We start from the raw sequence: 24653 nt of genomic DNA on the forward strand, positions 1-24653 counted from the left end.
CGGGCGGTCCATTTCCGTAAGCGATTTCTGCACGGAGTGGTTTGCAAAGTCCCTCGCTCACTGATTGCTTCGAAGATTCGAATATAGCAGGCGAGCCAAGACCTCTTATTGAGAAAGCAAATTTTTGGCGCGCGTCATGTTAGCGCCCGTCAGATCGGCGTCCGTCAAGTTGGCGCCCGCTAAGTCGGCTTCCATCAGGTAGGCGCCCGTCAGATTGGCGCCCGTCAGGTTGGCGCTCGTCAGGTCGGCTTCCATAAGGTAGGCGCCAGTCAGGTTGGCGCCCGTCAGATCGGCGCTCGTTAGGTAGGCGCCCGTCAGGTTGGCGCCCGTCAGGTTGGCGCCTGTTAAGTCGGCTTCCATCAGATTGGCGTCCGTCAGGATGGCTTCCATCAAATAGGCGTCCGTCAGGTCGGTGCCGGTCAGGTCGACGCGCGTCAAGTTGGCGTCCATCAGGTAGGCGCTCGTCAGGTAGGCGCCGGTCAGGTAGGCGCCGGTCAGGTTGGCATCCGTCAGGTTGGCATTTGTCAGGTCGGCGAACATCAAGTTGGCGCCCGTCAAATTCAGGCAGGACAAACAATCTCGGGCGATGCTCCAATCGGTGAGAGGCCCAAGCAGACGATGCAGGGTGGTGGCGGCCAGCGTGGAGTTCTCCACGCCCTCCGGCTCCAACCGGATGATGGACCGTTCGGACGGCACCAGCGATGCCGAAACGGCGGCGTCCAAGGTGGCGAGAAGGGCAACCTCGGCGTTGCGGACTCGCCGTTCGGCCTCCCGGGCACGAAAGCTTCCTTCAGGAAGGGGCATGCCCACCCGGACGCAATCGTCGAACAGGCGGGTTAGGGTGTGCCTCCAGCCGGCGGCATCCTCAGCGTTCTTTTTCGCCCTGCAAACGACCTCCGCCCTCAGGAATTCCAGCAGGTCGCGATCCATCACCGCCGGGCCGCACAGGGCGAGCCAGCGACGGAGTGCGCCCAGGACATCATCCCGGTCGCCATCCGGCCCGACCTTGCGGTGGATGACCGTGACCTCGTGCGCAATGCGCCGTGCGGTCAGGAATTGCCCGAAGCTCTTGTGGGTGAACTCGATGGCGCGATGCTCCTGCCCTGCGTGGGCGCGGCAGAAAAAGCTGTCCAGCAGGCTGCTGAGCGCCTCGTCTCGCTGCTCTTTCAGCTGGTCCAGATGACCATCGAGCCCGGCGTTCCTGAGCCGCTCCCGAACCACGGGGAAGGGCACGGTTCGGTCGCCACCAGCATGCCAAGCCGCCACCGCCACCTCTTCCAGCATCCGTTCCAGATCGTCGCGTTCCAGCGAGTCCACCGCTTCCGGCGGCGCGCTTGCATTCCGGCGATGCGCTCGGTTCAGCACGTGGCCGAACAGGCGCGTGTAGAGGTCGTGAACGTCGTCGATGGTGGCGGCTCGCTCCTCCCCTTCCAGTGTCAGAAGCTGGGCGACCAACCAATTCAGCAGCGGCTGTTCGGTCAGCGAATCCAGATGGGTGCTGTTTTGTTTCAGAACATCCGGCAAGCCTTCGGCCCGGCCAAAGCGTTTCCACCACTCGGCCCGCTGGTCCAGTTGCGCAACCTCTTTGTCATCGAACCACTCGCGCCGGTGATCCTCAATGCAGAACCGCAGAACATGCAGGCGAGCGCCATCGGCGCGGGCGATCGGCTCCATGGCGTTGGCCGCCCCTGGGCGACCGGCCAGCAGCAGCAGAACGCGCATGCCGTCCCGATTCCATTCCGACCAAGCGTGCCCCAGGTTGCCGACGAAGCCACTCAGGAGCGTCTGCGCGCCCTGGCCGGCCTTCGCCAATTCGTCCAGCCCGTCGAGGATCAGGATCAGCGGCGGCCCACGGTCGATCCGGATGCCCTCCAGCGCGTCGTGGCCCAACTCCTCCCGCAGGAAGCGGGACAGTTCAGTCCCCGCGTCGCCCCGATAATTCAGCCGACCGAGCGGCACCAGCAGCACCCGCCGCCCCCGCCGCGCCAGCCTTGCGGCCAGCATGGCGCAGGCGCTCGACTTGCCGGCCCCAGGTTCACCCGACAGGACCCGGACCGCGTCCCGCGCGTCGGTCCGTTCGACCCATCCATCGAGTTCGGCGTCCAGCCACCGGATCGGGATCGGCGGATCGTCCCTCCGCCGCTGGCCGGGGGCGGGCGGTTCCCCGATCGACGCCCGCAGAGGCACATAAAGATCGTGTAGGGAAAAGCGCGGAATCCTCTCCGGATCGAGCGAGCGTAGAGGCTGATGCACCGCTTCCACCAGACGGGCGCGGTAGGCTTGCCAATCCAGCGTCCGTTGCGCCGCGCCGTCCAGCGGCGTCGTTCGTGTCACCTCGGCGAGCATGGCGCGGTAATCGGCCTCCCGGCTGGGGGCGCGCAACTCGGCGGCCAGCGCCAGGACAAAATCCTCGCGGAAGGCCAGACGCATCACCTCCCGATGCTCCTTCGGCACGCGGCAGACTCGTTGCCAGTCGGTGAAGGCGTCAAGCACCACGGACAGGGCGGGCCAGCGGTCCGGGTCGGAAAAGGCGGCGGCGGTCAGTTCCAGGGTAGTGTCGGCGGTGTGGCGGGCCAGTTCGGCCTCGATCTCGCGCGGGTCCGCCTCCGCGGCGAGGAGAGGGGCCTGCCGGGCGAAGCGCTGGATGCTGCGGATCGCCGCCGTGTAGGCGCCGCGCTGAAGCAGCAGGCGGGCGCCGTCCTCCGCCGTGGCGTCGCTTGGCCCGTCGCGGGTGAAGGCGTCCGCCGCGTCGATGAATTCCTTGACGGCCTCGACGATGTTGCCGGCAGCGGCGTTCAGCCCGACCTTGCCGAGGGCGATGGCGAGTTTCTTCTTATCGACGATGATCGGCATGAGCGGCCCCTGTCCGGAAGACCGGTCGAAACTAGGAAGTAGGCGCTCTCTTCGGTGGTTCTTTGTTTTGAGATGCCGTTGCCCTACGATCGGCTTTCCCGCTCCACGGCCCCGGTGATCCGCGATGCCCGTTTCCATTCCCGCCGACATCACCCTGTGCACCCATTACGGCGACGGCATGCTCCTGACGAGCGAACTGATGACGCTCGAACAGCGGTTCTTTCTGAATTGGAACGCGTTGCAGAACCGGCTGCTCCAAACGCCCGGTGTGCTGGAGGGGCTGGCGGTGACCCAGGGTGACGGCAATCAACTGTCGGTCGGGAGCGGTGCGGGCTTCGATGCCGTGGGACGTTTCCTGGTGCTGCCCGGCGAGGGCGTGTCCCTGACCGTGCCCGGCGGTTCGTCCGCTCCCTGTTACCTCCACCTGCTCTTCCCCGATCCGGTGCCGGTCAGCGAATTTGCGACCACCATGAATCTGGCGGCCTCGCCGCGGGTCGGCGACACGGAGGAGGCGCCGGGCAGCGGCGTGCTTCTGGCCGAAATCCGGCGCGATGCGGCGGGGGCGGTCACCGGCGTGATCGACCGGCGCCAGCCGGTGCGCTCCCGCCTGCCCGCACCGCTGACCGACGCCGGGTGAGGTGAGGGCGGCTGTTACAGCCGCTCCGTCCCGAAGGTGTCGCAGGCCTTCATCTGGCCGCTCTCCAAGCCGGTGCGGAACCATTGCACCCGCTGGGCGGAGCTGCCATGGGTGAAGCTGTCGGGGGCCACGGTGCCGCGCGACTGCTTCTGCAGACGGTCGTCGCCGATGGCGCTGGCCGCCGTCAGGGCCTCCTCGACGTCGCCGGGCTCGATGATTTGGCGCTCGCGGTTGGCGTGGTTGGCCCACAGCCCGGCGAAGCAGTCGGCCTGAAGTTCCAGCCGCACCGACAGCCCGTTGGCGTCGGCCTGGGAGCCGGCTTGCCGCTGGGCCTGCTGCACCCGGTCGGAGATGCCCAGCAGATTCTGCACATGGTGGCCGACCTCGTGGGCGATCACATAGGCCTGGGCAAAGTCGCCCGGCGCGCGAAAGCGGTCGCGCAGGTCGCGGTAGAAACTGAGGTCGATGTACACCTTGCGGTCCTGCGGGCAGTAGAAGGGCCCCATGGCCGCCTGGGCGAAGCCACAGCCGGAATCCACCGTGCCGGAGAACAGCACCAGCGCCGGGTCCTGGTAGGTCCGGCCCATCTGCTGGAACTGGGCGGTCCAAGTGTCCTCGGTGTCGGCGAGGACGACGGAGACGAAGCGCTTCAGCTCGTCGTCCCCACCGCCGCGCGGGGCGTCGGTTTGCTCGTTGCGGGCCTGCTCCTGCGGGACGGTGCCCTGCAGCAGGTCCAGCGGGTTGATGCCAAGCAGGAGCGAGACCACCACGATCACCGCCAGCCCGCCGATGCCGATGCCGCCGCGCCCGATGGGGATGCCGATCCCACCGGTGCGGAACCCGCCGCTTCCAGGCGCGCCGCGCCGGTCCTCGACATTCTCGCTCTCGCGACCGTCCTGCCACCGCATCGCCCGATCCTCCCCCGACGCATTGCGAGAGGAAAACCAGCGAGGAGGCTCGGCTGTTCCGGCGCTCCGCCGGATGCGTCATCCACGCGCTTGACCGCAAGCGGAGCCGTGCCATTTCCTAAGGCATGAACCACCGCTCCTTCGTCCCGACGGAACCCGCAACCGACACCGGCCCGCTGCCCTTCCGCGTGTACTGGTGGCAGGCTCTGGTCTTCTGGCTGCTCACCAACACCTACGGCGTGTTCGAGCGGGGCGGGGAGCCGTTTCCCGGCTACCAACCCTCGCCGCTGCAGCCGCCGGGCTGGGCCTTTCCCGTCGTCTGGTTCAGCATCAGCCTGATCCAGCTCTGGGGTTGCGTGCGGATGCTGAACGCGCCCTGGCCGATCCGCTGGCGCCCGGCGCTGATCGGCATGCAGGGGGCGCTGTGGCTGCTCTACGCCAGCTTCGGCTTCGCCTATTTCACGATGGGCAGCCCGATCCTGGCGGCGGCCTGGACCATCGCCTACTTCATCATCGCCTCGACCTGCGTGCTGCTGGTCTGGCCGGATGACCGCGCCATCGCGGCGAGTTGGCTGCCGCTGGTGCTGTGGACCGGCTTCGCCTCCATCGTCGCCGTCCATGGCGTGGTCCTGAACCCGGACCCGCTGTTCGGGCTGGGGCCGGGGCTGGGGACGCGCTGATCAGCCGCGGTAGCGGTGAGTCGTCCCGGTGAAATCCTCCGCGAGATAGCTGCCGTCGCCGTCGGGCCGCACCCAGCCCGGCGCGGCGGGAGCCTTGCCGTGCCCGCCGGGGATGTCCAGCACATAGGTCGGCTGGCAGAGGCCGGAGACGCGCCCGCGCAATCCCTTCACCAGCGCCTGCCCCTCGGCCAGAGTCGGGCGGAAATGGCTGGTGCCGGCGGCGAGGTCGGGATGGTGCAGGTAATAGGGTTTGATCCGGTTGCGCACCAAGCCCCGGAACAGCGCCTCCAGAGCCGCCGCGTCGTCGTTGATGCCCTTCAGCAGCACCGTCTGGCCCAGCAGGGGAATGCCGGCGTCGGCCAGACGGGCGATGGCGCCGCGCGCCGGCTCCGTCAATTCGTCGGCGTGGTTGACGTGGATGGCCATCCAGGTCGCCAGCTCCGGCGCCTTCAGCGCCTCGACCAGTTCTGGGGTGACGCGCGCCGGGTCGGCGACGGGGATTCGGGTGTGCAGCCGGACCACCCCGACATGGGGAATGTCCGACAGGCTGCGGACGATGTGCGACAGCCGCCGCGGCGACAGCAGCAGGGGATCGCCGCCGGTCACCACCACCTCCCACACCTCGGGGTGCGCGCGCACGTACGCCAGCGCGGCGTCCAGCTCCTCGGGCGACAGAGCCTCGCCGCCCGGGCCGACCATTTCCCTTCGGAAGCAGAAGCGGCAATAGACCGCGCAGGCGTGCAGCGGCTTCAGCAGGACCCGGTCGGGGTAGCGGTGGACGATGCCCTTGACCGGGCTGCGCACCACGTCGCCGATGGGGTCCTCGCGCTCCTCCGGGGCGGTGTACGCCTCTTCCGGAGTGGGGACGTACTGCGCGTACAGGGGATCGCCGGGCGCGGCGTCCGCCAGCGTTTCCAGCAGGTACGGGGTCAGGGCGATGGCGTAGCGGTCGGCCACGGTGGCCACGGCCTCGCCCGCCGCGGGCGTCATCAGCCCGGCGGCCACCAGATCGGTCACGCTGTGGGCTGCCTTCATCGCTCGTTCCCGATCCGCCGCTTTGCGCCTATCATGAGAGGCCCGCTCTTACTCCCGCAGGACCCATGCTGTCGACTCTTCCCCGCCTGATCGGCCACCGCGGCGCCAAGGAAAACGCTCCGGAAAACACGCTCGCCAGCCTGCGCGAGGCCGCCCGCCAGGGTGCCGCCTGGGTCGAGGTCGACGTGATGCTCACCCGCGACCGTGTGCCGGTGCTGATCCACGACGACACGCTGGAGCGCACCACCAACGGCGCCGGGCCGGTGCCGGACCTGACCCTGGCGGAGCTGAAGGCGCTGGACGCCGGTTCCTGGTTCGACACCCGTTTCGCCGGCGAAACGGTGCCGACCCTGGAGGAGGCGCTGGGCGTGATCCGCAAGTTGGGTCTTGGCCTGAATCTGGAGATCAAACCCTATCCCGGCCAGGAGGTGCCGACGGCGGACGTTGCGCTGGACCTGCTGGCGCGGCTGTGGCCCGCCGGCCTGCCCCTGCTGGTGTCGAGCTTCGAGGTGCCCTGCCTGGAGGTGGCGCGCGACCGGGCGCCGGAGATTCCGCGCGGCTACCTGCTGTGGGACCCGCCGGCCGACTGGGCGGCCATCGCCGACCGCATCGGTGCGGCCACGCTGAACGTCCACCAGAACCGCCAGACGGCCGAGAGCGTCGCCGCCTACCGCGCCACCGGGCGGCCGGTGCTGGCCTACACGGTCAACGACGCGGCGCGGGCGCGGACTCTGTTCGACTGGGGCGTTGCCGGTGTCTTCACCGACGCGCCGGGCCGGCTCGCCGTAGAACTGGCCGAACCGACACCGCTGTGAAGCGGTTGCCGTTGGGACCGCCGGTTGACGTTTGGGGAACTGTCGCGGTGACAGATTTTTTTCTAACACCGCGAATCCGCTCGTCCGCACGGAAATTTCCTCATATATAGATCGCTCATGGCGGCCAGGCCGTCGGGGGCACGACTCCCGGCGGCGTTTTTCGTCGTCTTTCGGGTCGCGCTGTCCGGGCGCCCGTGCGCGGGCGCTCTCATGGTCTTGGAGGTTTCGTTGAAGGCGCTTAAGCCGTTGCTGATGTCTGGCCGGGAGGTTCTGCCGCTCGTCGAGGGTGGCAAGGGAATTGCCGTCTCCAACGGGGAAAGCTCGGGCGCCTGGTCGGCGGCCGGGGGTATCGGCACATTCTCGGGCGTGAACGCCGACAGCTACGACGAGAACGGGAATCTCCTGCCGCAGGTCTATCACGGCAAAACCCGCCGCGAGCGTCATGACGAGCTGATCAAGTTCGGCATCGAGGGCGGCATCGCGCAGGCCCGCATCGCGCACGAGACGTCGAACGGCCAGGGCCGCATCCACATGAACGTCCTGTGGGAGATGGGCGGCGCCGAGCACATCCTGCACGGCGTGCTGGAAGGCTCGCAGGGCATGATCCACGGCGTCACCTGCGGCGCCGGCATGCCCTACCGCGTGGCGGAGATCGCCGTGCGCTACGGCGTGCACTACTACCCCATCGTCTCCTCGGCCCGCGCCTTCCGCGCCCTGTGGCTGCGCGCCTATCACAAGTTCCGCGAGAATCTGGGCGGCGTGGTCTACGAGGACCCGTGGCTGGCCGGTGGCCACAACGGCCTGTCCAACTCCGAGGACCCGCTGAAGCCGGAGGATCCGTTCCCCCGCGTCCTGGCGCTGCGCCAGATGCTGAACAGCTTCGGCCTGAACGACACCCCCATCGTCATGGCGGGCGGCGTCTGGTGGCTGTCGGACTGGGAAGACTGGATCGACAACCCCGACCTCGGCCCGGTGGCCTTCCAGTTCGGCACGCGCCCGCTGCTGACGCAGGAGAGCCCGATCTCCAACGCCTGGAAGCAGCGCCTGCTGACGCTGAAGGAAGGCGACGTCTTCCTGAACCGCTTCTCGCCGACGGGCTTCTACTCCTCCGCCGTCAAGAACCCGTTCCTGATGGACCTGATGGCCCGCTCCGAGCGTCAGGTGGCCTATCTGCCCAAGCCGGTGGGCGAGCATTCCGCCGAACTGCCGCTGGGGCCGCGCGGCCGCCCGGTCTATGTGACCGAGACGGACAAGGCCCGCGCCGAGGGCTGGCTGTCCCAGGGCTTCACCAGCGGCCTGAAGACGCCGGACAGCACGGTCATCTTCGTCACGCCGGAGCAGGCGGAGCGCATCCACCGCGACCAGGTGGACTGCATGGGCTGCCTGTCGGCCTGCAACTTCTCCAACTGGGCGCAGAACGAGGAAGGCACGAACGGCAAGCGCGCCGATCCGCGCTCCTACTGCATCCAGAAGACCCTGCAGGCGGTCAGCCACACCGACGACTGCGAAAACCAGCTCATGTTCGCCGGTCACAACGCCTTCCGCTTCGCGTCGGACCCGTACTACAAGGACGGCTTCATCCCGACCGTGAAGCAGCTGGTCGAGCGGATCGCCACCGGCTACTGACGCCGGCGGCCCGCGGTTTTGCGGGGGCTCTTGCTCCCCGACCTGAAATCGTTCTAAAGTGAGCGGGCTGCGGCGGATCGCCGCGGTCCGTTTCGCGTTCTGACTTTGTGACCTGAACCTGGGCGAACAGACGACGATGACCGGCACCCGACCCTTCAAGCGCGCCCTCGACCGCCTGCAGACGGCCGGCTTCCGCCCGACGCGCCAGCGTCTGGGGCTGGCCCGCCTGCTGTTCGAAGGGGAGCACCGCCACGTCACCGCCGAGCAGCTCCACACCGAGGCGATGGGGGCGGATCTGCGGGTGTCGCTGGCCACCGTCTACAACACGCTGAACCAGTTCACCGCTGCCGGCCTGCTGCGCGAGGTGGTGGTGGAGGCGGGCAAGTCCTACTTCGACACCAACACCAGCGACCATCACCATTTCTTCCTGGAAGGGACGGGCCGGCTGGAGGACATCCCCGGCGACGACGTGGTGGTGCAGCATCTGCCGCCGGCCCCGCCGGGCACGCGCATCGCGCGGGTGGACGTGATCGTCCGGCTGAGCGCGGAGCAGGGCGAGGACCGCTGAGGAACGGCCGGCCGCTGGCCGCGTCACGGAAAAAACGGTCGTCCAACCGGGTCCCTGGGGAATTTCCGGAACATTGACGCGTTTTGGGAGCAATGGCATAAGCCGTAGCCGAGGCTCGGCCGCCGGAGGCCCCACGCCCGCGCGCGGCCGGGCCGGACAGAACCCCGTCTGGAGAACGCCGCCATGTCGCTGAAGGGCACGAAGACCGAGCAGAACCTCAAGGCGGCCTTCGCGGGGGAGAGCCAGGCCAACCGCCGCTATCTCTATTTCGCCCAGAAGGCCGACGTGGAAGGCCACAACGAGGTCGCCGCCGTCTTCCGCTCCACGGCGGAGGGCGAAACCGGCCACGCCCACGGCCATCTGGAATTCCTGGAGGAGGCCGGCGACCCGATCACCGGCCTGCCCATCGGCGACACGGTGAGCAACCTCAAGGCCGCCATCGCCGGCGAGACCCACGAATACACCGACATGTATCCGGGCATGGCCCGCACCGCCCGCGAGGAAGGCTTCGAGGAGGTCGCGGACTGGTTCGAGACGCTGGCCAAGGCCGAGCGGAGCCACGCCGGACGCTTCCAGAGGATGCTGGACCAGCTGTCGTCATGACGGCGCGCCGGACCGAAATCACCCGCGCCGACATCCTTCCCCTGGACCGCTACGCCCGCGAACGCGCGGCCCGCCGCAGCGCCCTGGTCGCCGTGAAGAAGAGGCGCCGCGTCGCGGTCGGCCCCTGCGCCGTCGTCCATTTCGAGAATTACGAGACGATGTGGCAGCAGGTCCACGAGATGCTGTTCATCGAGCGGGGCGGCGAGGCGCAGATCGACGGCGAGCTTCGCGCCTACAACGGCCTGATCCCGCAAGGGACGGAACTGGTCGCCACGCTGATGTTCGAGATCGCCGACCCGGCGCGGCGCGCCGCCGAGCTCGGCGGGTTGGGCGGGGTGGAGCGCACGGTGACTCTGCGCTTCGCCGGCCACACGGTGACCGGCCGGCCGGAGGAGGACGTGGAGCGCACGAACGAGGCCGGCAAGGCGTCCGCCGTCCATTTCCTGCATTTCGACTTCACGCCGGAGCAGATCGCCGCCTTCCGCATCCCCGGGACGGAAGTGATCCTCGGCATCGGCCATTCCCGCTACGGCCACATGGCGGTGGTGCCGGAGGCGGTGCGGGCGGAGCTTGCGGGGGACTTCGGGTAGAGGGGACCCTTGCCCCCTCCCTAGCCCTCCCCCGCTTCGCAGGGGAGGGAACTGTCTCTCTCTCCTGCGAAGCGGGGGAGGGGAGGGGCCCGCGGCGCCAGCCGTGGGAAGGGTGGGGGCAACGCTTGCCGGTTACTCGAACGTCTCGTCCTTGTAGGCGCCCCAGAACTCACCGCGGCTCATCCAGCCGCGATAGCCCTTCAGGTCCACCTCGCACCACTCGCCCTTGCACTTGCGCAGCCAGCCGATCACCCCCGGCTGGGCGCGGGCCACGACGGCGGCATCGCCGCGCGGCTCTTTGCGGACGGTGCGGATGTCGCCGGTGATGACGATGCTGCGCTTGCCCGACAGCATGCTCTGGTGGACCCAGCCCTCGCTGCCCTCCCAGTCGCGGATGCGCCGCCAAGTGTCGAACTCCTGGGTGATCTCGACCGGCATTTCCTTGCGGGTGAACACCCATTCGATGGGGTAGCGCACGTTGGGGCCGGTGCGCGCGTTCACCTCGCCCGAGCGCAGCGACACGAAACGGGGGATCGGCAGGCCCGAGGCGTGGGTCGGGTCCTTCTCGCGCCGCGCGCCGTCGGACGCGTCGGCTGTGGACGGCGTGACCGGCGCCAAGGCTGCGATGGCCAGCGCCAGAACGGCGAGAGCGCGGCGGATGGCAGACGTCGTCGGCAACGGCAACACCGGCAGCCCCGTGCTGTGGAGATCGGAAGGATTTGAGTCGGACGCACTATAATTAGGGGTAGCCGCCGGGGGCAAGCGCAAGGCGCGGGCGGGCGCACGGCATCGGTTCTTGTCACATGGCGGGGCGGCTCATCAGGCCGGCCACCGCGCCGAATCGTCACTGCCATCTGGACAGCTTCCCAACCGCTTGATAGGACAAGCGTCGGCCCGGAATGGGGGAGGCACCGTCTATGACCGAAAAGAAGAAGCCGCTCGTCGTCGTCACGCGGAAACTGCCCGACGTCATCGAGACGCGGATGATGGAGTTGTTCGACGCACGGCTGAACTCCGACGACGAACCCCTGACCCACGCGCAGCTCATCGAAGTGGCGCAGGCGGCCGACGTGCTGGTTCCCACCGTCACCGACCGCATCGACCGCGAGGTGATCGAGAAGGCCGGGCCGCAGCTCCGCCTCATCGCCTCCTTCGGGACGGGCGTCGATCACATCGACCTGAAGGCGGCGCGGGAGCGCGGCATCAGCGTCACCAACACGCCGGGCGTCCTGACCGAAGACACGGCGGACATGACCATGGCCCTGCTGCTGGCGGTCGGCCGCCGGGTGGCGGAAGGCGAGCGGCTGGTGCGCTCCGGCCAGTGGAAGGGCTGGGGGCCGACGACGATGCTCGGCCACCGCATCCAGGGCAAGCGGCTGGGCATCCTCGGCATGGGCCGCATCGGGCAGGCGCTGGCGCGGCGGGCGCGCGCCTTCGGCATGTCGATCCACTACCACAACCGCCGCCGCGTCTATCCGGACGTCGAGCAAGAGCTTGAGGCGACCTATTGGGAGAGCCTGGACCAGATGCTGGCGCGCATGGACGTGGTGTCCATCAACTGCCCGCACACCCCGGCCACCTACCACCTGCTGTCGGAGCGCCGGCTGAAGCTGCTGCGCCCGCACTGCTTCATCGTCAACACCTCGCGCGGCGAGGTCATCGACGAGACGGCGCTGACCCGCATGCTGTCGAAGGGCGAGATCGCCGGCGCCGGCCTGGACGTGTTCGAGCATGAGCCGGCGGTGAACCCGAAGCTGTTGCGGCTCGACAACGTCGTCCTGCTGCCGCACATGGGCTCCGCCACCATCGAGGGCCGCATCGACATGGGCGAGAAGGTCATCATCAACATCAAGACCTTCGCGGACGGCCACGCCCCGCCCGACCGCGTCCTGGAAACGCTGCTGTAAGGCTGAGTGCTGGAGAGGGCGTCTAGAGGATGCCCTCATACAGCACGGCCATGGGGATCTCGATCCCGACCGAGGGGAAGCGCAGCGTCCCGCCCCCGATGACGTCGCGGACCACCCAGCTTTGTTCGTCCTCGCGGTGCCACAGCTCGGCATAGCGCTTTGTCGAGTTCGAGCAGCAGGATTTCCTGCACCGACGGGATTTCCCGGTAGATCGCCAGCTTCCGGCCACGGTCGAACTGGGCGGTGGAGGGCGACAGGATCTCGACGATGATCGTCGGGTCCACTGTCCCCGGCTTGCTCGACGTCGGTCCACACGCAATGGCGACATCGGCCTGGAACCAGGCATCGTCACGATCGGGCAGGCGGATGCCGGCTTCGACCCGCGCCCGGCAGGGCGGGCGGAGACGTTTCCCGAACTCGACGACGATGTTGGCCGCGAGAAGAGCGTGCGCGTCGGACGGCGGCGCCATGGCGACGGGTTGACCGCCGACCAGCTCATAGCGGGTGTCGGTTCCGTCGTCCCAGACGAGGAATTCCTCCACGGTCATCGGGCGGGGTGCCGGATCGCTCATGCCCATGAGTATGGCCCTCTCCCTCGTCGCTTCCAAGGGGGCGCCGTCCAGGAGGCCGCCGCAGCTATTTCGCGGCCAGCCCGCCGCCCAGCTCGATGCGCACCTCCACGACTCCCGGCTCGTCCAGGTTCTCCTTGCGGATGAAGCCGAGCGCGCGGCACATGCCGAGCATGCTGGTGTTCTCGCGCAGGACCTCGCCGTAGACCTCCCTGATCCCGCGGGAGCGGGCGTAGTCCAAAATCTTGTTCATCAGCTGGTAGCCCAGCCCCTGGCCCTTCATGTCCGACCGCACCATCACGGCGTATTCGGCGCGCAGGTTGTCGGGGTCGGCGGTGATGCGCACCACGCCGTACATGATGGTCTCGCCGGTTTCCGGGTCCGGCCCGACGGCGACCAGACCCATCTCGCGATCGTAGTCCATCTGGGTCAGGCGGGCGGCGGCCTGGTGCGACAGCCGCTTCAGCGGCGCGAAGAAGCGCAGCCGCAAGTCCTCCTGCGTCTGGTTGGCCACCATGTGGTGCACCAGCGGCTCGTCCTCCGGCAGGATGGGGCGGACGAGGAACTGGCGGCCGTCCTTGATGGTGATCCGATCCTCCAGCCCCTTGGGGTAGGGGCGGATGGCCAGACGCTTGGCGCCGGGCAGGGCCGGCACGCCGACCTTGATGCGGGCGTCGAGCGCCAGCACGCCTTCCGCGTCGGCGAGCAGCGGGTTGATGTCCAGTTCGGCGACTTCCGGGAAATCGACGATGAGCTGGGAGATCTTGTTCAGCGTCAGCGCCACCGCCTCCAGATCGACCGCGGCGCGCGAGCGGTAACCCTGCAACTGGCGCCAGATGCGGGTGCGGCCCATCAGCTCGGTCGCCAGCTTCATGTTCAGCGGCGGCAATGCCAGCGCGTAGTCCTCCACCACCTCCACCCCGATGCCGCCCTCGCCGAACAGCAGGACGGGGCCGAACAGCTCGTTCTCGGTCATGCCGACGATCAGCTCGTAGGCGTCGGCGCGCACCGCCATCTCCTGGACGGTGAAGCCTTCGATGCGGGCGTCGGGCACCGCCTCGCGCACGCGGGCCAGCATGGCCTCGGCCTCGGCCTTGACCTCCGCCGGCTCGGTCAGGTGCAGGGCGACGCCGCCGACGTCCGACTTGTGGGTGATGTCCGGCGACAGGATCTTCAGCGCCAGCGGCCCGCCGATCATCTCGGCGCAGTGGGCGGCCTCGTCCGGCGTGTCGGCGCGGCGGGTGTCGACCACCGGGACGCCGTAGGCGGCGAGCACGCGTTTGGCCTCGTACTCGCTCAGCCAGTCGCGCTTCTCGGCGATGGCACGGGAGATGATCTTGCGCACCGTGATGCCGTCGGGCTGGAAATCCTCCGGCACCGACGGCGGCGTCTCCATCAGAAGCTCCTGGTTCCGGCGGTATTCCACCAGATGCAGGAAGGCGCGCACCGCGTGGCTGGGCGTGTCGTAGGTCGGGACGCGGTTGGCGGCGAACAGCTTGCGCGCCTCCGCCGCCGTGTTGTCACCCAGCCAGCTCGTCAGCACCGGGTGCTTGCGCGTCTTGTTGGCGATCATGGTGTCGACCACGGCTTGCGCGGCGGCCCGCCCGTCGGTCACCGCGGTCGGGCAGTTCAGCACCAGCACGGCGTCGTTGTTGGGATCGGCCATCAGCGCGTTCAGCGCGTCGGCGTAGCGCTTGGGCGGAGCGTCGCCGCCGATGCGCAGCGGGTTGCGGGCGCTGCCGGCGCCCAGCGCCTTCTCCAGCGCGTCCATCGTCTCCGGCGCGAACTGGGCCAGCCGGCCGCCGGACAGGATCAGGCTGTCGGTCGCCATCACCCCCATGCCGCCGCCGTTGGTCAGGATGGCCAGCCGGTCGCCGGTGATCGGCGACCCGGTGCCCAGCGTGCCCACCGCGTCGAACAGCTCGTCCAGCCCGGTGACGCGCAGGATGCCGGCGCGGCGGAAGGCGGCGTCGTAGACCGCGTCGGACACCGCCAGCGCCCCGGTGTGGGAGGTCGAGGCCTCCAGCGCCTCGTCGGTGCGGCCGGACTTGATGACGATCACCGGCTTCTGGCGGGCGGCGGAGCGCGCCGCCGACATGAACTTCCGGGCGTCGCTGATGCTCTCGATGTAGAGCAGGATGGCCCGCACGGTGGCGTCGCCGGCCAGATAGTCGAGCAGGTCGCCGAAATCGACGTCCGCCTTGTCGCCCATCGAAATCAGGTGCGAGAAGCCGATCCCCCGCGCCGTCGCCCAGTCGGCGATCGAGGTCACCACCATGGAGGACTGCGCCACCAGGGCCACGTCGCCCTTCTTCGGCGTGACGTGGCCGAAGCTGGCGTTGACCCCGCGGCCCGGCACCATGATGCCCAGGCTGTTGGGACCCAGCACGCGCATCAGGTGGGGCTTTGCCGCCTCGCGCAGGGTCTGGATCTGCTCCTTGGAGAAGCCGCTGGAGATGACGATGGCCGCCTTGGTTCCGCGATTGCCCAGAGCTTCGACAGTGGCGGGCACCGTGGCGGCGGGGGTGCAGATCACCGCAAGATCCGGCGTGACCGGCAGATCGTCCACCGACTTGTAGGTCAGAACCCCCTCGACCGCGCGCTCGCCGGTCACCGGCATGATCGGGCCGTCGAACCCGGCGTTGAACAGGTTGCGGGCCACCACGGCGCCGATGGTGTTCGGCTTTCGGGTCGCCCCGATCAGGGCGATGGAGGCGGGCTTGAACAGGCGGTCGAGGTTGCGAACGGTCATGGCCGGGTTCCGGGAGTTCGTCTCACACAGCAAGGCTCGAACAGCCGCCATTCCGCTAAAGATCGGACCGGGGCCGTCGAGTTGCAATCAGCGGTAAGGAGGCAATCGCAGGACGGGAACGCGACCGATCGCCGCTCATGTTGCGGTGCAACATACACATTGGTCATACCTTTGTACAGGCGCCCTTTGTCGCGCCCCCGTCCGGAGCGGATATCCCTGCCGCTCATCGGGGCTTGAGCGGGCGGGCGTGATGCTCCACCCTGTTGACCCTCAACGGAAAAGAACAGGGAGCGGGAGCCATGAAGGTCGGGATCGTCGGGGCCGGCGCGGTGGGCGCCACGGCGGGATTCGCCATGGTGATGAGCGGTGCGGCCAGCGAGGTCGTGCTGGTCGACATGAACGAGAAGCTGGCCGCGGCCCAGGCGCAGGACATCGCCCACGCCGTACCCTTCGCCCGCGCCGCCCAGGTGCGCCAGGGCGGCTACGCGGCGCTGGCGGGGGCCGGGGTGGTCGTGCTGGCCGCCGGCGTGGCGCAGCGGCCCGGCGAGACGCGCCTGCAACTGCTGGAGCGCAACGCGGCGGTCTTCGGCGCCATCATCCCGGCGGTGCTGACGGCGGCGCCCGACGCGATCCTGCTGGTGGCGACCAACCCGCTGGACGTGATGACGCAGATCGCCACCCGCATCTCCGGCCTGCCGCCGTCGCGGGTGATCGGCTCCGGCACGATCCTCGACACCGCGCGGTTCCGCGCGCTTCTGGCCGACCGGCTGGGGGTGACGCCGAAGTCGGTGCACGCCCATGTGGTGGGCGAGCATGGCGATTCGGAAGTCCTGCTGTGGTCCGGCGCCACCGTGGCCTGCCTGCCGGTGGACCGCGGCGCCGAGCGGCTGAAGCGCCCCCTGACCGCGGAGGACCGCGCCGCCATCGACGAGGGCGTGCGCCGCGCCGCCTACCGCATTATCGACGGCAAGGGGCACACCGCCTTCGGCATCGCCGGCGGCCTGTCGCGCATCGTGGCGGCCATCGCGGGGGACGAGCGGGCGGTGCTGACCTGCTCCATCCTCAACGACGAGGTTCTGGGGGTGCCGGACGTGGCGCTGTCGCTGCCGCGGGTGATCGGGGCGGGCGGCGTCCTGGAGACGGTGATGCCCGACCTGTCGGAGGCGGAGGCGGCGGCGCTGAAGCGCAGCGCGGAGATCCTGAAGGAGGCGGTGACCTCGGTGGAGAAGTCGCTGCCGTGACGGGGAAAAGAGGAGTGGGGCCGGTCCGCGTTGCAGGACCGGCCCCGCGCTGCGGAGCCGGCCCTTGCAACCCGTCCAGTCGAGAGGCGCGTCAGACCACCGGGCCGAGCTGGCCCTTGGTGGCGGCGGCGGCGCGCTCCATGCCTTCCTGGATCTTCTTGGCGGCTTCCTGCTCGTCGCCCCAGCGCAGGATCTTCACCCACTTGCCCTTTTCCAGATCCTTGTAGTGCTGGAAGAAGTGGGCGATCTGCTCGGTGGTGATCTCCGGCAGGTCCTTGTAGGACTTCACGCTGCTGTAGAACGGGTGCAGCTTGTCGACCGGAACGGCCAGCAGCTTCTCGTCCTCGCCGCCCTCGTCCTCCATGAACAGCACGCCGATCGGGCGCGAGCGCAGGACGGCGCCCGGGATGACCGAATGGCGGCCGACCACGCAGACGTCCACCGGGTCGCCGTCACCCGACAGGGTGTGCGGGATGAAGCCGTAGTTGCAGGGGTAGTACATGGCGGTGTGCAGGAAGCGGTCGACGAACATCGCGCCCGACTCCTTGTCGATCTCGTACTTCACCGGCTCGCCGCGCAACGGGATCTCGATGACCACGTTCACGTCCCACGGGGCGTTCTTGCCGACCGGAACCTTGCTGAGATCCATGGAAAACCATCCTTCGACTGCAAAAGCGGGTTGCGCTTGGTTGTGGACGCGGGCCAAAGCTCCCGGCGCCGCGCGCGCGGAGTTTAGGCAGATGCGGGCGTAAGTCAAAGCCACTTGCGCAGGTGCGGCAAAGGGACGAGCCTTCGCCATGCCCTGCATCCTCTTTGCGCTGCTCTGTCTCGCCTTTTTTCCCCTTGCGGCACGGGCCGATCCCCCCGCGAAGGCTGTCCACGCCATCGCCATGCATGGCGACCCCGCCTATCCGCCGGGCTTCGCGCATTTCGCCTACGTCAATCCCGACGCGCCGAAGGGCGGCACACTGCGCCAGGCGGTGACCGGCGGCTTCGACACGCTGAACCCCCATGTGGTCAAGGGCGTGCCGGCGCTGGGGCTTGGTTTCGTCTTCGAAACGATGCTGGCCCGCTCGTGGGACGAGCCCTTCTCGCTCTACGGTCTGCTGGCCGAGAGCCTGGAGGTGCCGGAGGACCGGAGCGCCGCCGTCTTCCATTTGAACCCCGCCGCGCGCTGGCACGACGGGACCCCGGTGACCGCCGCCGACGTGCTGTTCTCGCTGGAGGTCCAGCGCGCCCATGGCACGCCGAACCGCCGCCAGTATTACGCCAAGGTGGCGAGCGCCGAGGCGCCGGACGCGCGCACCGTCCGCTTCGCCTTCGCCCCCGGCCCGGACGGGCGTTTCGACCGCGAGATGCCGCTGCTGATGGGGTTGATGCCGATTCACGCCAAGGCGTGGTGGGCGGGGCGGGACTTCGCCGCCACGACGCTCGACCCGCCGCTGGGCAGCGGCCCCTACCGGGTCAAACAGGCGGAGGCCGGACGGCGCATCGTCTACGGGCGGGTGGCCGACTACTGGGGGCGGGATCTGCCGTCGCGGCGCTGGCTGTTCAACGCCGACACGCTGGATTTCACCTATTACCGCGACGACTCGGTGGCTCTGGAGGCGTTCCTGGCCGGCCAGGGCGACGTGCGGCGCGAATCCGATCCCGCCAAATGGGCCACCGGCTACGACGGCCCGGCGCTGCGCGCGGGGCGGATCGTGCTGGAGGACCTGCCGCACCGCCGCCCGGAGTTCGCCCGCGGCCTGATCTTCAACACGCGGCGTCCCCCGTTCCAGGACATCCGGGTGCGGCGGGCGCTCGGCCTCGCCACCGACTTCGCCTGGATCGGCAAGACGCTGTTCCACGGCGCGCTGGTCCGCACGGCGAGCTACTACCCGAATTCCGAACTGGCGGCGGAGGGCCTGCCGGGGCCGGAGGAAGTGGCGGTGCTGGAGCCCTTCCGCGACCGCCTGCCGCCGGCGCTGTTCACAGACCCCTTCACACTGCCGCGCAGCGACGGCAGCGGCCCGGCGGGGGCACGGGACAATCGGCGCGAGGCGCTGCGCCTGCTGGCCGAGGCCGGCTGGCGGGTGAGCGGCGGGCGGCTGACCGACGGGGCGGGGCGTCCCTTCGCCTTCGAAATCCTGCTGGGCAACCCGGCGGACGAGCGGGTGGCGCTGGAATACGCCCGTTCGCTGGAGCGGCTGGGCATCGCCGCCACGGTGCGCACGGTGGACAACGCGCAGTATCAGGGACGGCTCGATCATTTCGATTTCGACATGACCTTGCGCTGGTGGGTTTCCAGCCTCTCGCCGGGCAACGAGCAGCTTTACTATTACGGGTCCGAGGCGGCGGACCAGCCGGGCAGCCGCAACTACCCCGGAATCCGCGACCCGGTGGTGGACGCCATCGCCGCCTCCATCGCCGAGGCGCGGACGCGCGCCGATCTCGTGGCCCGCGTCCGCGCGCTCGACCGGGTGTTGCTGTGGGGCCATTACATGGTGCCGCTGTTCCACAGCCCGGCCGACCGCATGGCCCGCTGGTCGCGGCTGAAGCATCCGGAGGCGACGCCCCTCTACGGCCCGCTGGTCGAGTCCTGGTGGATCGAAGAGGGCGGCTGAACCTCCGCGTGACCGCCATGGACCCGGTGGGCGTGCAGGATCAGGTCCGTGACGGCGTCCAGGTCGGTGAAACGGTCGGTGTTGACGATCAGGTCGTACTGCAGCGGATCGCCGTTGGAGACCTTGAAGAACTCCTTGAAATACTTGGCACGGGCGGCGTTGACCCGCTGCACCTCGTGCAGCGCGTCGGCGACCTTGGCGGGATCGCCGCCGGCCAGCCGCGCGGCGCAGACCTCGTCCGAGCCGACGATGCGGACGCGGAAGCGCGGCGCCCCGCGCAGCAGCAAATGCGCCCCACGCCCGACGATCACCCCGCCGCGGAAGGCGATGCCGTTGACGACGCGGGTCAGCAGCCGCTGGTACTCGGTCAGCGGGTCGTGCAGCCCCATCAGGCTGGCGTAGAGGAACATCCCCGCCCGTCCCGGCAGCTTCTCGTCGAGTTGGCGCATCAGCGTCGGGTCAGAGGTGGCCGTCGCCACCACGGCGTCGAGGATCTCCTTGTCGAAGCAGGGAACCCCCAGCGACGCGGCGAGCTTCGCCGCGATCGCCTCGCCGCCGGCCCCATGCTCGCGGGCGATGGTGACGACGGGGGGCGGGGACTCCAGCGGGCCAAAGCGGGGCCGGTGCGGCTGGAGCTGGTCGGTTCGGATGTAGGTCAGAAGCGCCTGGAAGTCGTCGCGGGCCATGGCTTCCCTCCGCGAACGGTTGCGACGGTTCCAGTGTCCGGCCGGGCGGCGGCGGGGTCAACGACGCCCAAGGGGGAGGGGCACGTCGCCGCACCCCTTCCGCGCGCCGCCGAAAAGACCTTACAGCACCTTCACCGCGATCACCGTCAGCAGGACGACGATGATCCACAGGGCGACGCGCTCGCTGATCCGGCGCTCCACCCAGCGGTCGAGCATGTGCTTGATCGAGTGGGGGTGCAGGCGCAGACCGCCGTCGGCCAGTTCGGCGGCGGCGCGTTCGGCCTGGTTCACCAGCCGGGGCAGACGGCGCACCGTCGACACCATGGCCTCCAGATCGTCGAGGATCTGGGCTTCCGGCCCGCGGTTCTCCCGCATCCAATCCTCGATCAGCGGGCGCGCCAGTTCCCACATGTTGATGTCGGGGTTCAGGATGCGGCCCACCCCCTCCGCCGTCAGCATGCTCTTCTGGAGCAGGAGGAGCTGCGGCTGGGTCTCCATCTCGAACTGCTCGGTCACCGCGAAGAGCTGGGCGAGCAGCCGGCCGACGGAAATCTCGCTCAGCGGCTTGTTCTGCAACGGCTCGCCGATGGCGCGGCAGGCCTGGGTGAAGACCTCGATCGACTGGTGGCGGGGGACGTAGCCCGCCTCGAAATGAACCACCGCGACGCGGCGGTAGTCGCCGGTCAGGAAGCCGATGAGCATGTCGGCGAGGTAGGTCCGCGTCGCCCGGTCGAGCCGGCCCATGATGCCGAAATCGACGGCGGTGATGTTGCCGTCCTGGGTGACGAACAGGTTGCCCGGATGCAGGTCGGCGTGGAAGAAGCCGTCGCGGAACACCTGGTTGAAGAAGCTGGCCGAGGCCTTGGCCAGGATCTCGTCGCGGTCGTAGCCGGCGGCGTCGAGCCTTTCCGACTCGTCCACCTTGAAGCCGCGGATGCGCTCCAGCGTCAGGACGCGGCGCGCCGTGCGGTCCCAGTCGATGGTCGGGACGTTGAAGGTGGGGTCGTCCTTGAAGTTGTCGCCCAGCTCCGACGCCGCCGCGGCTTCCATCCGCAGCTCCATCTCCAGGCGGGAGGTGCGGGCGAAGGTGTCCACCACCTCGCGCGGGCGCAGCCGCTTCAGCTTGGGCATGACCGCGACGGCCAGCTCGGCCAGCCAGTAGAACAGGTCGATGTCCCGCTCGAAGGCGTTCTCGATGCCCGGCCGCAGCACCTTCACCGCGACCTCCCGCCCGTCGGCGGTGACCGCGAAATGCACCTGCGCGATGGAGGCGGCGGCGACCGGCACCTCGTCGAAGCTGCGGAACAGCTTGTTGATCGGGGCGCCCAGCTCCTCCTCGACGATGGTGCGGGCCTGCGATCCTGGGAAGGGCGGCAGCTTGTCCTGAAGCTCGGCCAGATCCAGCGCCATCCGCTCGCCGACGAGGTCGGAGCGGGTGGACAGCAGCTGCCCCAGCTTGATGTAGGTCGGCCCCAGGTCGGCCAGCGCGCGGGCCAGCCGCTGGCCGACGCGGCCCGGCTCCTTGGCGTTGCCGACCCAGCGCCAGAACAGGGCGAAGCCGGGGGCGGTCTGCGGCAGCGTTTCCGGCAGCGCGTTGTAACGCGCCAGCGTGCGGCCGATCACGAAGAGGCGGCCGATGTTTCGGGCGGTCCGGAACAGCATCCGGTCAGATCCGCCAGCCGGAATGGATGGCGGCGATGCCGCCCGTCAGGTTGCGCACGCGCACCGCGCCGAAGCCCGCGGCCTCGATGCGCTTGACCATCGCCTGCTGCTCGGGGAAGCGGCGGATGCTCTCCGCCAGATAGCGGTAGCTGTCCTCGTCCCCGGCCACCACGCGGCCGAGCCGCGGCAGGACCTGGAAGGAATAGACGTCGTAGATCTCGCGCAGGACCGGAAGGACCACGTGGCTGAACTCCAGGCAGAAGAACTTTCCGCCGGGCTTCAACACGCGGCGCGCCTCGGAAAGCGCGGCGTCGATGCGCGTGACGTTGCGCAGGCCGAACGCAATGGTGTAGGCGTCCACCGAACGGGAGGCGATGGGCAGCCTTTCGGCGTCGCCGACGGTCCAGTCCACGCCGGTCAGCAGGTTCCGGTCGTAGGAACGGTCGCGCCCGACGCGGACCATCGACTCGGTGATGTCGCAGACCACGGCCCGCCCGCCGCCGCGCTCCAGGAAGCGGAAGGCGATGTCGCCGGTGCCGCCCGCCACGTCGAGCAGGGTCATGTCGGCGCGCGGCGCCACCATCTCCATCAGCGTGTCCTTCCACAGCCGGTGGATGCCGCCCGACATCAGGTCGTTCATCAGGTCGTAGCGCCCGGCCACGCTGTCGAAGACGGCGCGGACGAGGCCGGACTTGGCGTCGGGATCGACGGGGCGGTAGCCGAACCAGTTCCCTTCGGCCCCGGCGGACACGCCGGTGGCCTGGGCCGGAGCTGCGGGCTGGGACGGGGCGGAGGGGGTGCGCGGATCGGTCATGGCGCGCAACATAGCGCGCGACCTGGGCTTGCGCCAGCCGGGGCGTTGCCGTGACGCACCCCCGGCGCGCGGTTTTTGCGGGCTTGACCCCACGCCCCGGCTTCGCCACCGTGCCGGCCGGTGGACGATGCCAGTGGATGACGGCGGACGGACGGGGACCATGGCCACGCTGCAGGAAGCCCTGCTGATCGCCTTCGACCTCCAGCGGGAGGGGCGCTTCGCCGAGGCCGAACTCGGTCTACGGGCAGATCCTCGACGCCGTTCCCGGCCACCCGCCGGCCCTGCATCTGCGCGGCCTTCTCCTCGCCCAGTGCGGGCGGCTGGAGGAGGGATGCGCGCTGGTCGGGCAGGCCATCGCGAGCGACGGCTCCCAGCCCGACCTGCACGCCAACCACGCCAGCCTGCTGGAAGCGCTGGGCCGCTTCGGCGCGGCGGCGGAGGCGCTGTTCCGCGCCGCCGCCCTCGATCCGGAGCGGGTGGCGCTTCTCAACAATTTCGCGCTGCGCCGGCTGGCCGCCGGTGATCCGGCCCCGGCGGAACAGGCGCTGCGCGCGGCGGTGGCCCTCCGGCCGGGGCTGGCCGATCCGCGAATCAACCACGCCGAGGCGCTGGATGCGTTGGGCCGCGTGGAGGAGGCGCTGGCCCAGCGGCGGATCGCCGCGCTGCTGGTGCCGGACGACGCCGCTCTGCTGGGGGCGCTGGCCCTGCGGCCCGACGCCGTGGAGGCCGACCTGCGCCGCGCCCTGCGGCTCGACCCGGAACGGGCGGTGCTGTGGAACCGGCTGGGCGCGCGGTGGAAGGACCGTGGCGCGCTGCCCGCCGCCCGCAACGCTTATGAGCGCGGTCTGGCGCTGGACCCCGCCGACGCCGCCCTGTGGAACAACCGGGCCAACGTGCTCAAGGGGCAGGGCGATGCGGAGGGCGCGCGGGGCATCCTGCGGCGGGCGGCGGCGCTCCAGCCGGACTCGGCGGCCATCCGCAACAACCTCGCCGACGCCCATGCCCTCTGCGGCGACCCGGCGGCGGCGCTGGCCGAGGCGGAGGCGGCGCTCGCCCGCGATCCCGCCCTGGCCGACGCGCGGCTGGTGCGGGCCGCGGCGCTGCTGGCGCTCGGGCGTTTCGCCGAGGGCTGGGACGCCTGGGAGGACCGCTGGACCGCCGAGCCCTGGTGCCGCACCGTCGGGCGCTTCCCGCAGCCGCTGTGGAGCGGGCAGCCGTTGGGCGGCGGACGGCTGCTCGTCTGGGGGGAGCAGGGGGTGGGCGACGAGCTGATGTTCGCCACGCTGCTCCCTTTTTTGACGCAATCGTCAACAGATGAGATGCAATCATCAACAGGGGCTTTGGCGGGTTGCCTGCTGGAGTGCGACGCCCGGCTGGCGCCGCTGTTCGCCCGCGCGCTGCCGGGGGTGGAGGTGGTGCCGCGCGGTCCGCAGCCGGACCCGCGCCTGTCGGCCCCGGACATCGCCGCGCAGATCCCGTCGGGCAGCCTGCCGCGCCTGCTGCTGCGCGCCGAGGAGGATTTCCGCCGGCTCCGTCCGATCCTGGCGCCCGATCCGGCGCGGGCACCGGCGCTTCGGCGGACCGGCCGGCGTCCCCTGGTCGGCATCGCGTGGCACACCACCAACCCGAAATGGGGACGCCTGCGCAACGTGCCGCTGGCCGAACTGGCCCGCCGGCTGGACGCGGCGGGCGCCGACATGGTCGTCCTGCAATACGGCGACTGGTCGGATGAGGTGGCCGCGCTGGCGGCCGACGGCGTCGCCGTCGCGCTGCCGTCCGGGCTGGACCGCAAGGACGACCTGGAGGGGCTGGCCGCGCAGATCACCGCCACCGACCTCGTCGTCACCATCGACAACGCCACCGCCCACCTCGCCGGCGCGCTGGGCCATCCGGTCTGGGTGCTGCTCGCCCACGCGGCGGACTGGCGCTGGCTGGTCGGCCGGGACGACTCGCCCTGGTACCCCTCGGCCCGCCTGTTCCGGCAGACGGCGGCGGGGGACTGGCGGGCGCCGCTGGAGGCGGTGGCCGACCGGCTGCGCGCCCTTTTCCCGTAGGTCTGCTACCCTTCGCACCCTCTACCATCCAGCGCGGACACACGCGG

General features: G+C 69.6%; 21 protein-coding genes. 11 read left to right on the forward strand and 10 right to left on the reverse strand.

The window, feature by feature from the left end:
• Nucleotides 1-105: 105 nt before the first annotated feature.
• Nucleotides 106-2853 carry a pentapeptide repeat-containing protein gene (locus ACWPN5_RS01225; protein ID WP_492293795.1) on the reverse strand — a complete coding sequence of 916 codons (2748 nt, stop codon included), beginning with the start codon at nt 2851-2853 and terminating at the stop codon, nt 106-108.
• A 124-nt stretch (nt 2854-2977) separates the two neighbouring features.
• Between ACWPN5_RS01225 and ACWPN5_RS01230 the strand changes: the two genes are divergently transcribed.
• Nucleotides 2978-3490, forward strand: a complete 513-nt coding sequence (locus tag ACWPN5_RS01230; protein ID WP_492293797.1) for a hypothetical protein — start codon at nt 2978-2980, stop codon at nt 3488-3490.
• Nucleotides 3491-3504: 14 nt separating this feature from the next.
• Here ACWPN5_RS01230 and ypfJ read toward each other — a convergent pair whose 3' ends face one another.
• Nucleotides 3505-4398 carry a KPN_02809 family neutral zinc metallopeptidase gene (gene ypfJ, locus ACWPN5_RS01235; RefSeq protein WP_492293798.1) on the reverse strand — a complete coding sequence of 298 codons (894 nt, stop codon included), beginning with the start codon at nt 4396-4398 and terminating at the stop codon, nt 3505-3507.
• Nucleotides 4399-4523: 125 nt separating this feature from the next.
• Here ypfJ and ACWPN5_RS01240 point away from each other — a divergent pair, with 125 nt between their 5' ends.
• Nucleotides 4524-5078: a TspO/MBR family protein gene (locus tag ACWPN5_RS01240; protein ID WP_145682964.1), complete on the forward strand. Its 555-nt coding sequence runs from the start codon at nt 4524-4526 to the stop codon at nt 5076-5078.
• Here ACWPN5_RS01240 and ACWPN5_RS01245 read toward each other — a convergent pair whose 3' ends face one another.
• A complete protein-coding gene (locus ACWPN5_RS01245; protein ID WP_492293801.1) occupies nt 5079-6113 on the reverse strand; it encodes a lysine-2,3-aminomutase-like protein in 1035 nt (344 codons plus the stop codon). It lies immediately after the preceding gene.
• A 65-nt stretch (nt 6114-6178) separates the two neighbouring features.
• Here ACWPN5_RS01245 and ACWPN5_RS01250 point away from each other — a divergent pair, with 65 nt between their 5' ends.
• The 5 genes from ACWPN5_RS01250 to ACWPN5_RS01270 all read left to right on the forward strand — a co-directional run bounded on the left by ACWPN5_RS01250 (nt 6179) and on the right by ACWPN5_RS01270 (nt 10315).
• On the forward strand, nt 6179-6928 hold the full coding sequence (locus ACWPN5_RS01250; protein WP_200477416.1) for a glycerophosphoryl diester phosphodiesterase: 750 nt from the start codon (nt 6179-6181) through the stop codon (nt 6926-6928).
• Nucleotides 6929-7156: 228 nt separating this feature from the next.
• Nucleotides 7157-8554, forward strand: a complete 1398-nt coding sequence (locus ACWPN5_RS01255; protein WP_247888275.1) for an NAD(P)H-dependent flavin oxidoreductase — start codon at nt 7157-7159, stop codon at nt 8552-8554.
• Nucleotides 8555-8690: 136 nt separating this feature from the next.
• The gene (irrA, locus tag ACWPN5_RS01260; RefSeq protein ID WP_014238832.1) at nt 8691-9122 is read left to right on the forward strand and encodes an iron response transcriptional regulator IrrA; all 432 of its coding nucleotides are present in this window, start codon (nt 8691-8693) and stop codon (nt 9120-9122) included.
• Nucleotides 9123-9305: 183 nt separating this feature from the next.
• Entirely contained in the window at nt 9306-9725 is a 420-nt protein-coding gene (locus ACWPN5_RS01265; RefSeq protein ID WP_014238831.1) for a rubrerythrin family protein, read from the forward strand.
• Nucleotides 9722-10315 (forward strand): DUF3501 family protein, encoded by a 594-nt coding sequence (locus tag ACWPN5_RS01270; RefSeq protein ID WP_492293804.1) that lies wholly within the window; start codon nt 9722-9724, stop codon nt 10313-10315. Before ACWPN5_RS01265 ends, ACWPN5_RS01270 begins: the two co-directional genes overlap by 4 nt.
• A 132-nt stretch (nt 10316-10447) precedes the next feature.
• On the opposite strand, the gene ACWPN5_RS01275 is transcribed toward ACWPN5_RS01270, so the two are convergent.
• Complete coding sequence (locus ACWPN5_RS01275) at nt 10448-11002, reverse strand: SH3 domain-containing protein (RefSeq protein ID WP_137103725.1); 555 nt, start codon at nt 11000-11002, stop codon at nt 10448-10450.
• 230 nt (nt 11003-11232) lie between these two features.
• Here ACWPN5_RS01275 and ACWPN5_RS01280 point away from each other — a divergent pair, with 230 nt between their 5' ends.
• A complete protein-coding gene (locus tag ACWPN5_RS01280; RefSeq protein WP_145682982.1) occupies nt 11233-12222 on the forward strand; it encodes a 2-hydroxyacid dehydrogenase in 990 nt (329 codons plus the stop codon).
• Between the two features lie 35 nt (nt 12223-12257).
• Here ACWPN5_RS01280 and ACWPN5_RS01285 read toward each other — a convergent pair whose 3' ends face one another.
• Both ACWPN5_RS01285 and ACWPN5_RS01290 read right to left on the reverse strand, forming a co-directional pair.
• The gene (locus ACWPN5_RS01285; protein WP_492293807.1) at nt 12258-12800 is read right to left on the reverse strand and encodes a Uma2 family endonuclease; all 543 of its coding nucleotides are present in this window, start codon (nt 12798-12800) and stop codon (nt 12258-12260) included.
• A gap of 58 nt (nt 12801-12858) precedes the next feature.
• Nucleotides 12859-15543, reverse strand: a complete 2685-nt coding sequence (locus tag ACWPN5_RS01290) for a bifunctional acetate--CoA ligase family protein/GNAT family N-acetyltransferase (RefSeq protein WP_492293809.1) — start codon at nt 15541-15543, stop codon at nt 12859-12861.
• Between the two features lie 299 nt (nt 15544-15842).
• On the opposite strand from ACWPN5_RS01290, the gene ACWPN5_RS01295 reads away from it, so the two are divergent.
• Nucleotides 15843-16784 (forward strand): L-lactate dehydrogenase, encoded by a 942-nt coding sequence (locus tag ACWPN5_RS01295; RefSeq protein WP_492293811.1) that lies wholly within the window; start codon nt 15843-15845, stop codon nt 16782-16784.
• 91 nt (nt 16785-16875) lie between these two features.
• On the opposite strand, the gene ppa is transcribed toward ACWPN5_RS01295, so the two are convergent.
• Nucleotides 16876-17433: an inorganic diphosphatase gene (ppa, locus tag ACWPN5_RS01300; protein ID WP_035670072.1), complete on the reverse strand. Its 558-nt coding sequence runs from the start codon at nt 17431-17433 to the stop codon at nt 16876-16878.
• Nucleotides 17434-17581: 148 nt separating this feature from the next.
• On the opposite strand from ppa, the gene ACWPN5_RS01305 reads away from it, so the two are divergent.
• Nucleotides 17582-19390, forward strand: a complete 1809-nt coding sequence (locus ACWPN5_RS01305) for an extracellular solute-binding protein (RefSeq protein ID WP_492293813.1) — start codon at nt 17582-17584, stop codon at nt 19388-19390.
• Here the strand turns inward: ACWPN5_RS01305 and ACWPN5_RS01310 are convergent.
• From ACWPN5_RS01310 to ACWPN5_RS01320, 3 genes are all read right to left on the reverse strand, one after another.
• Complete coding sequence (locus tag ACWPN5_RS01310; RefSeq protein WP_145682995.1) at nt 19345-20076, reverse strand: cytidylate kinase-like family protein; 732 nt, start codon at nt 20074-20076, stop codon at nt 19345-19347. The genes ACWPN5_RS01305 and ACWPN5_RS01310 overlap by 46 nt on opposite strands.
• A gap of 120 nt (nt 20077-20196) precedes the next feature.
• Nucleotides 20197-21738 (reverse strand): 2-polyprenylphenol 6-hydroxylase, encoded by a 1542-nt coding sequence (gene ubiB, locus ACWPN5_RS01315; RefSeq protein ID WP_247888276.1) that lies wholly within the window; start codon nt 21736-21738, stop codon nt 20197-20199.
• Nucleotides 21739-21742: 4 nt separating this feature from the next.
• Entirely contained in the window at nt 21743-22552 is an 810-nt protein-coding gene (locus tag ACWPN5_RS01320; protein ID WP_247883174.1) for a class I SAM-dependent methyltransferase, read from the reverse strand.
• A gap of 476 nt (nt 22553-23028) precedes the next feature.
• Here ACWPN5_RS01320 and ACWPN5_RS01325 point away from each other — a divergent pair, with 476 nt between their 5' ends.
• Nucleotides 23029-24606 (forward strand): glycosyltransferase family 9 protein, encoded by a 1578-nt coding sequence (locus ACWPN5_RS01325; protein WP_492293816.1) that lies wholly within the window; start codon nt 23029-23031, stop codon nt 24604-24606.
• The last annotated feature ends 47 nt before the right edge of the window (nt 24607-24653 follow it).

It is taken from the genome of Azospirillum sp. UENF 211521, from assembly GCF_058780535.1.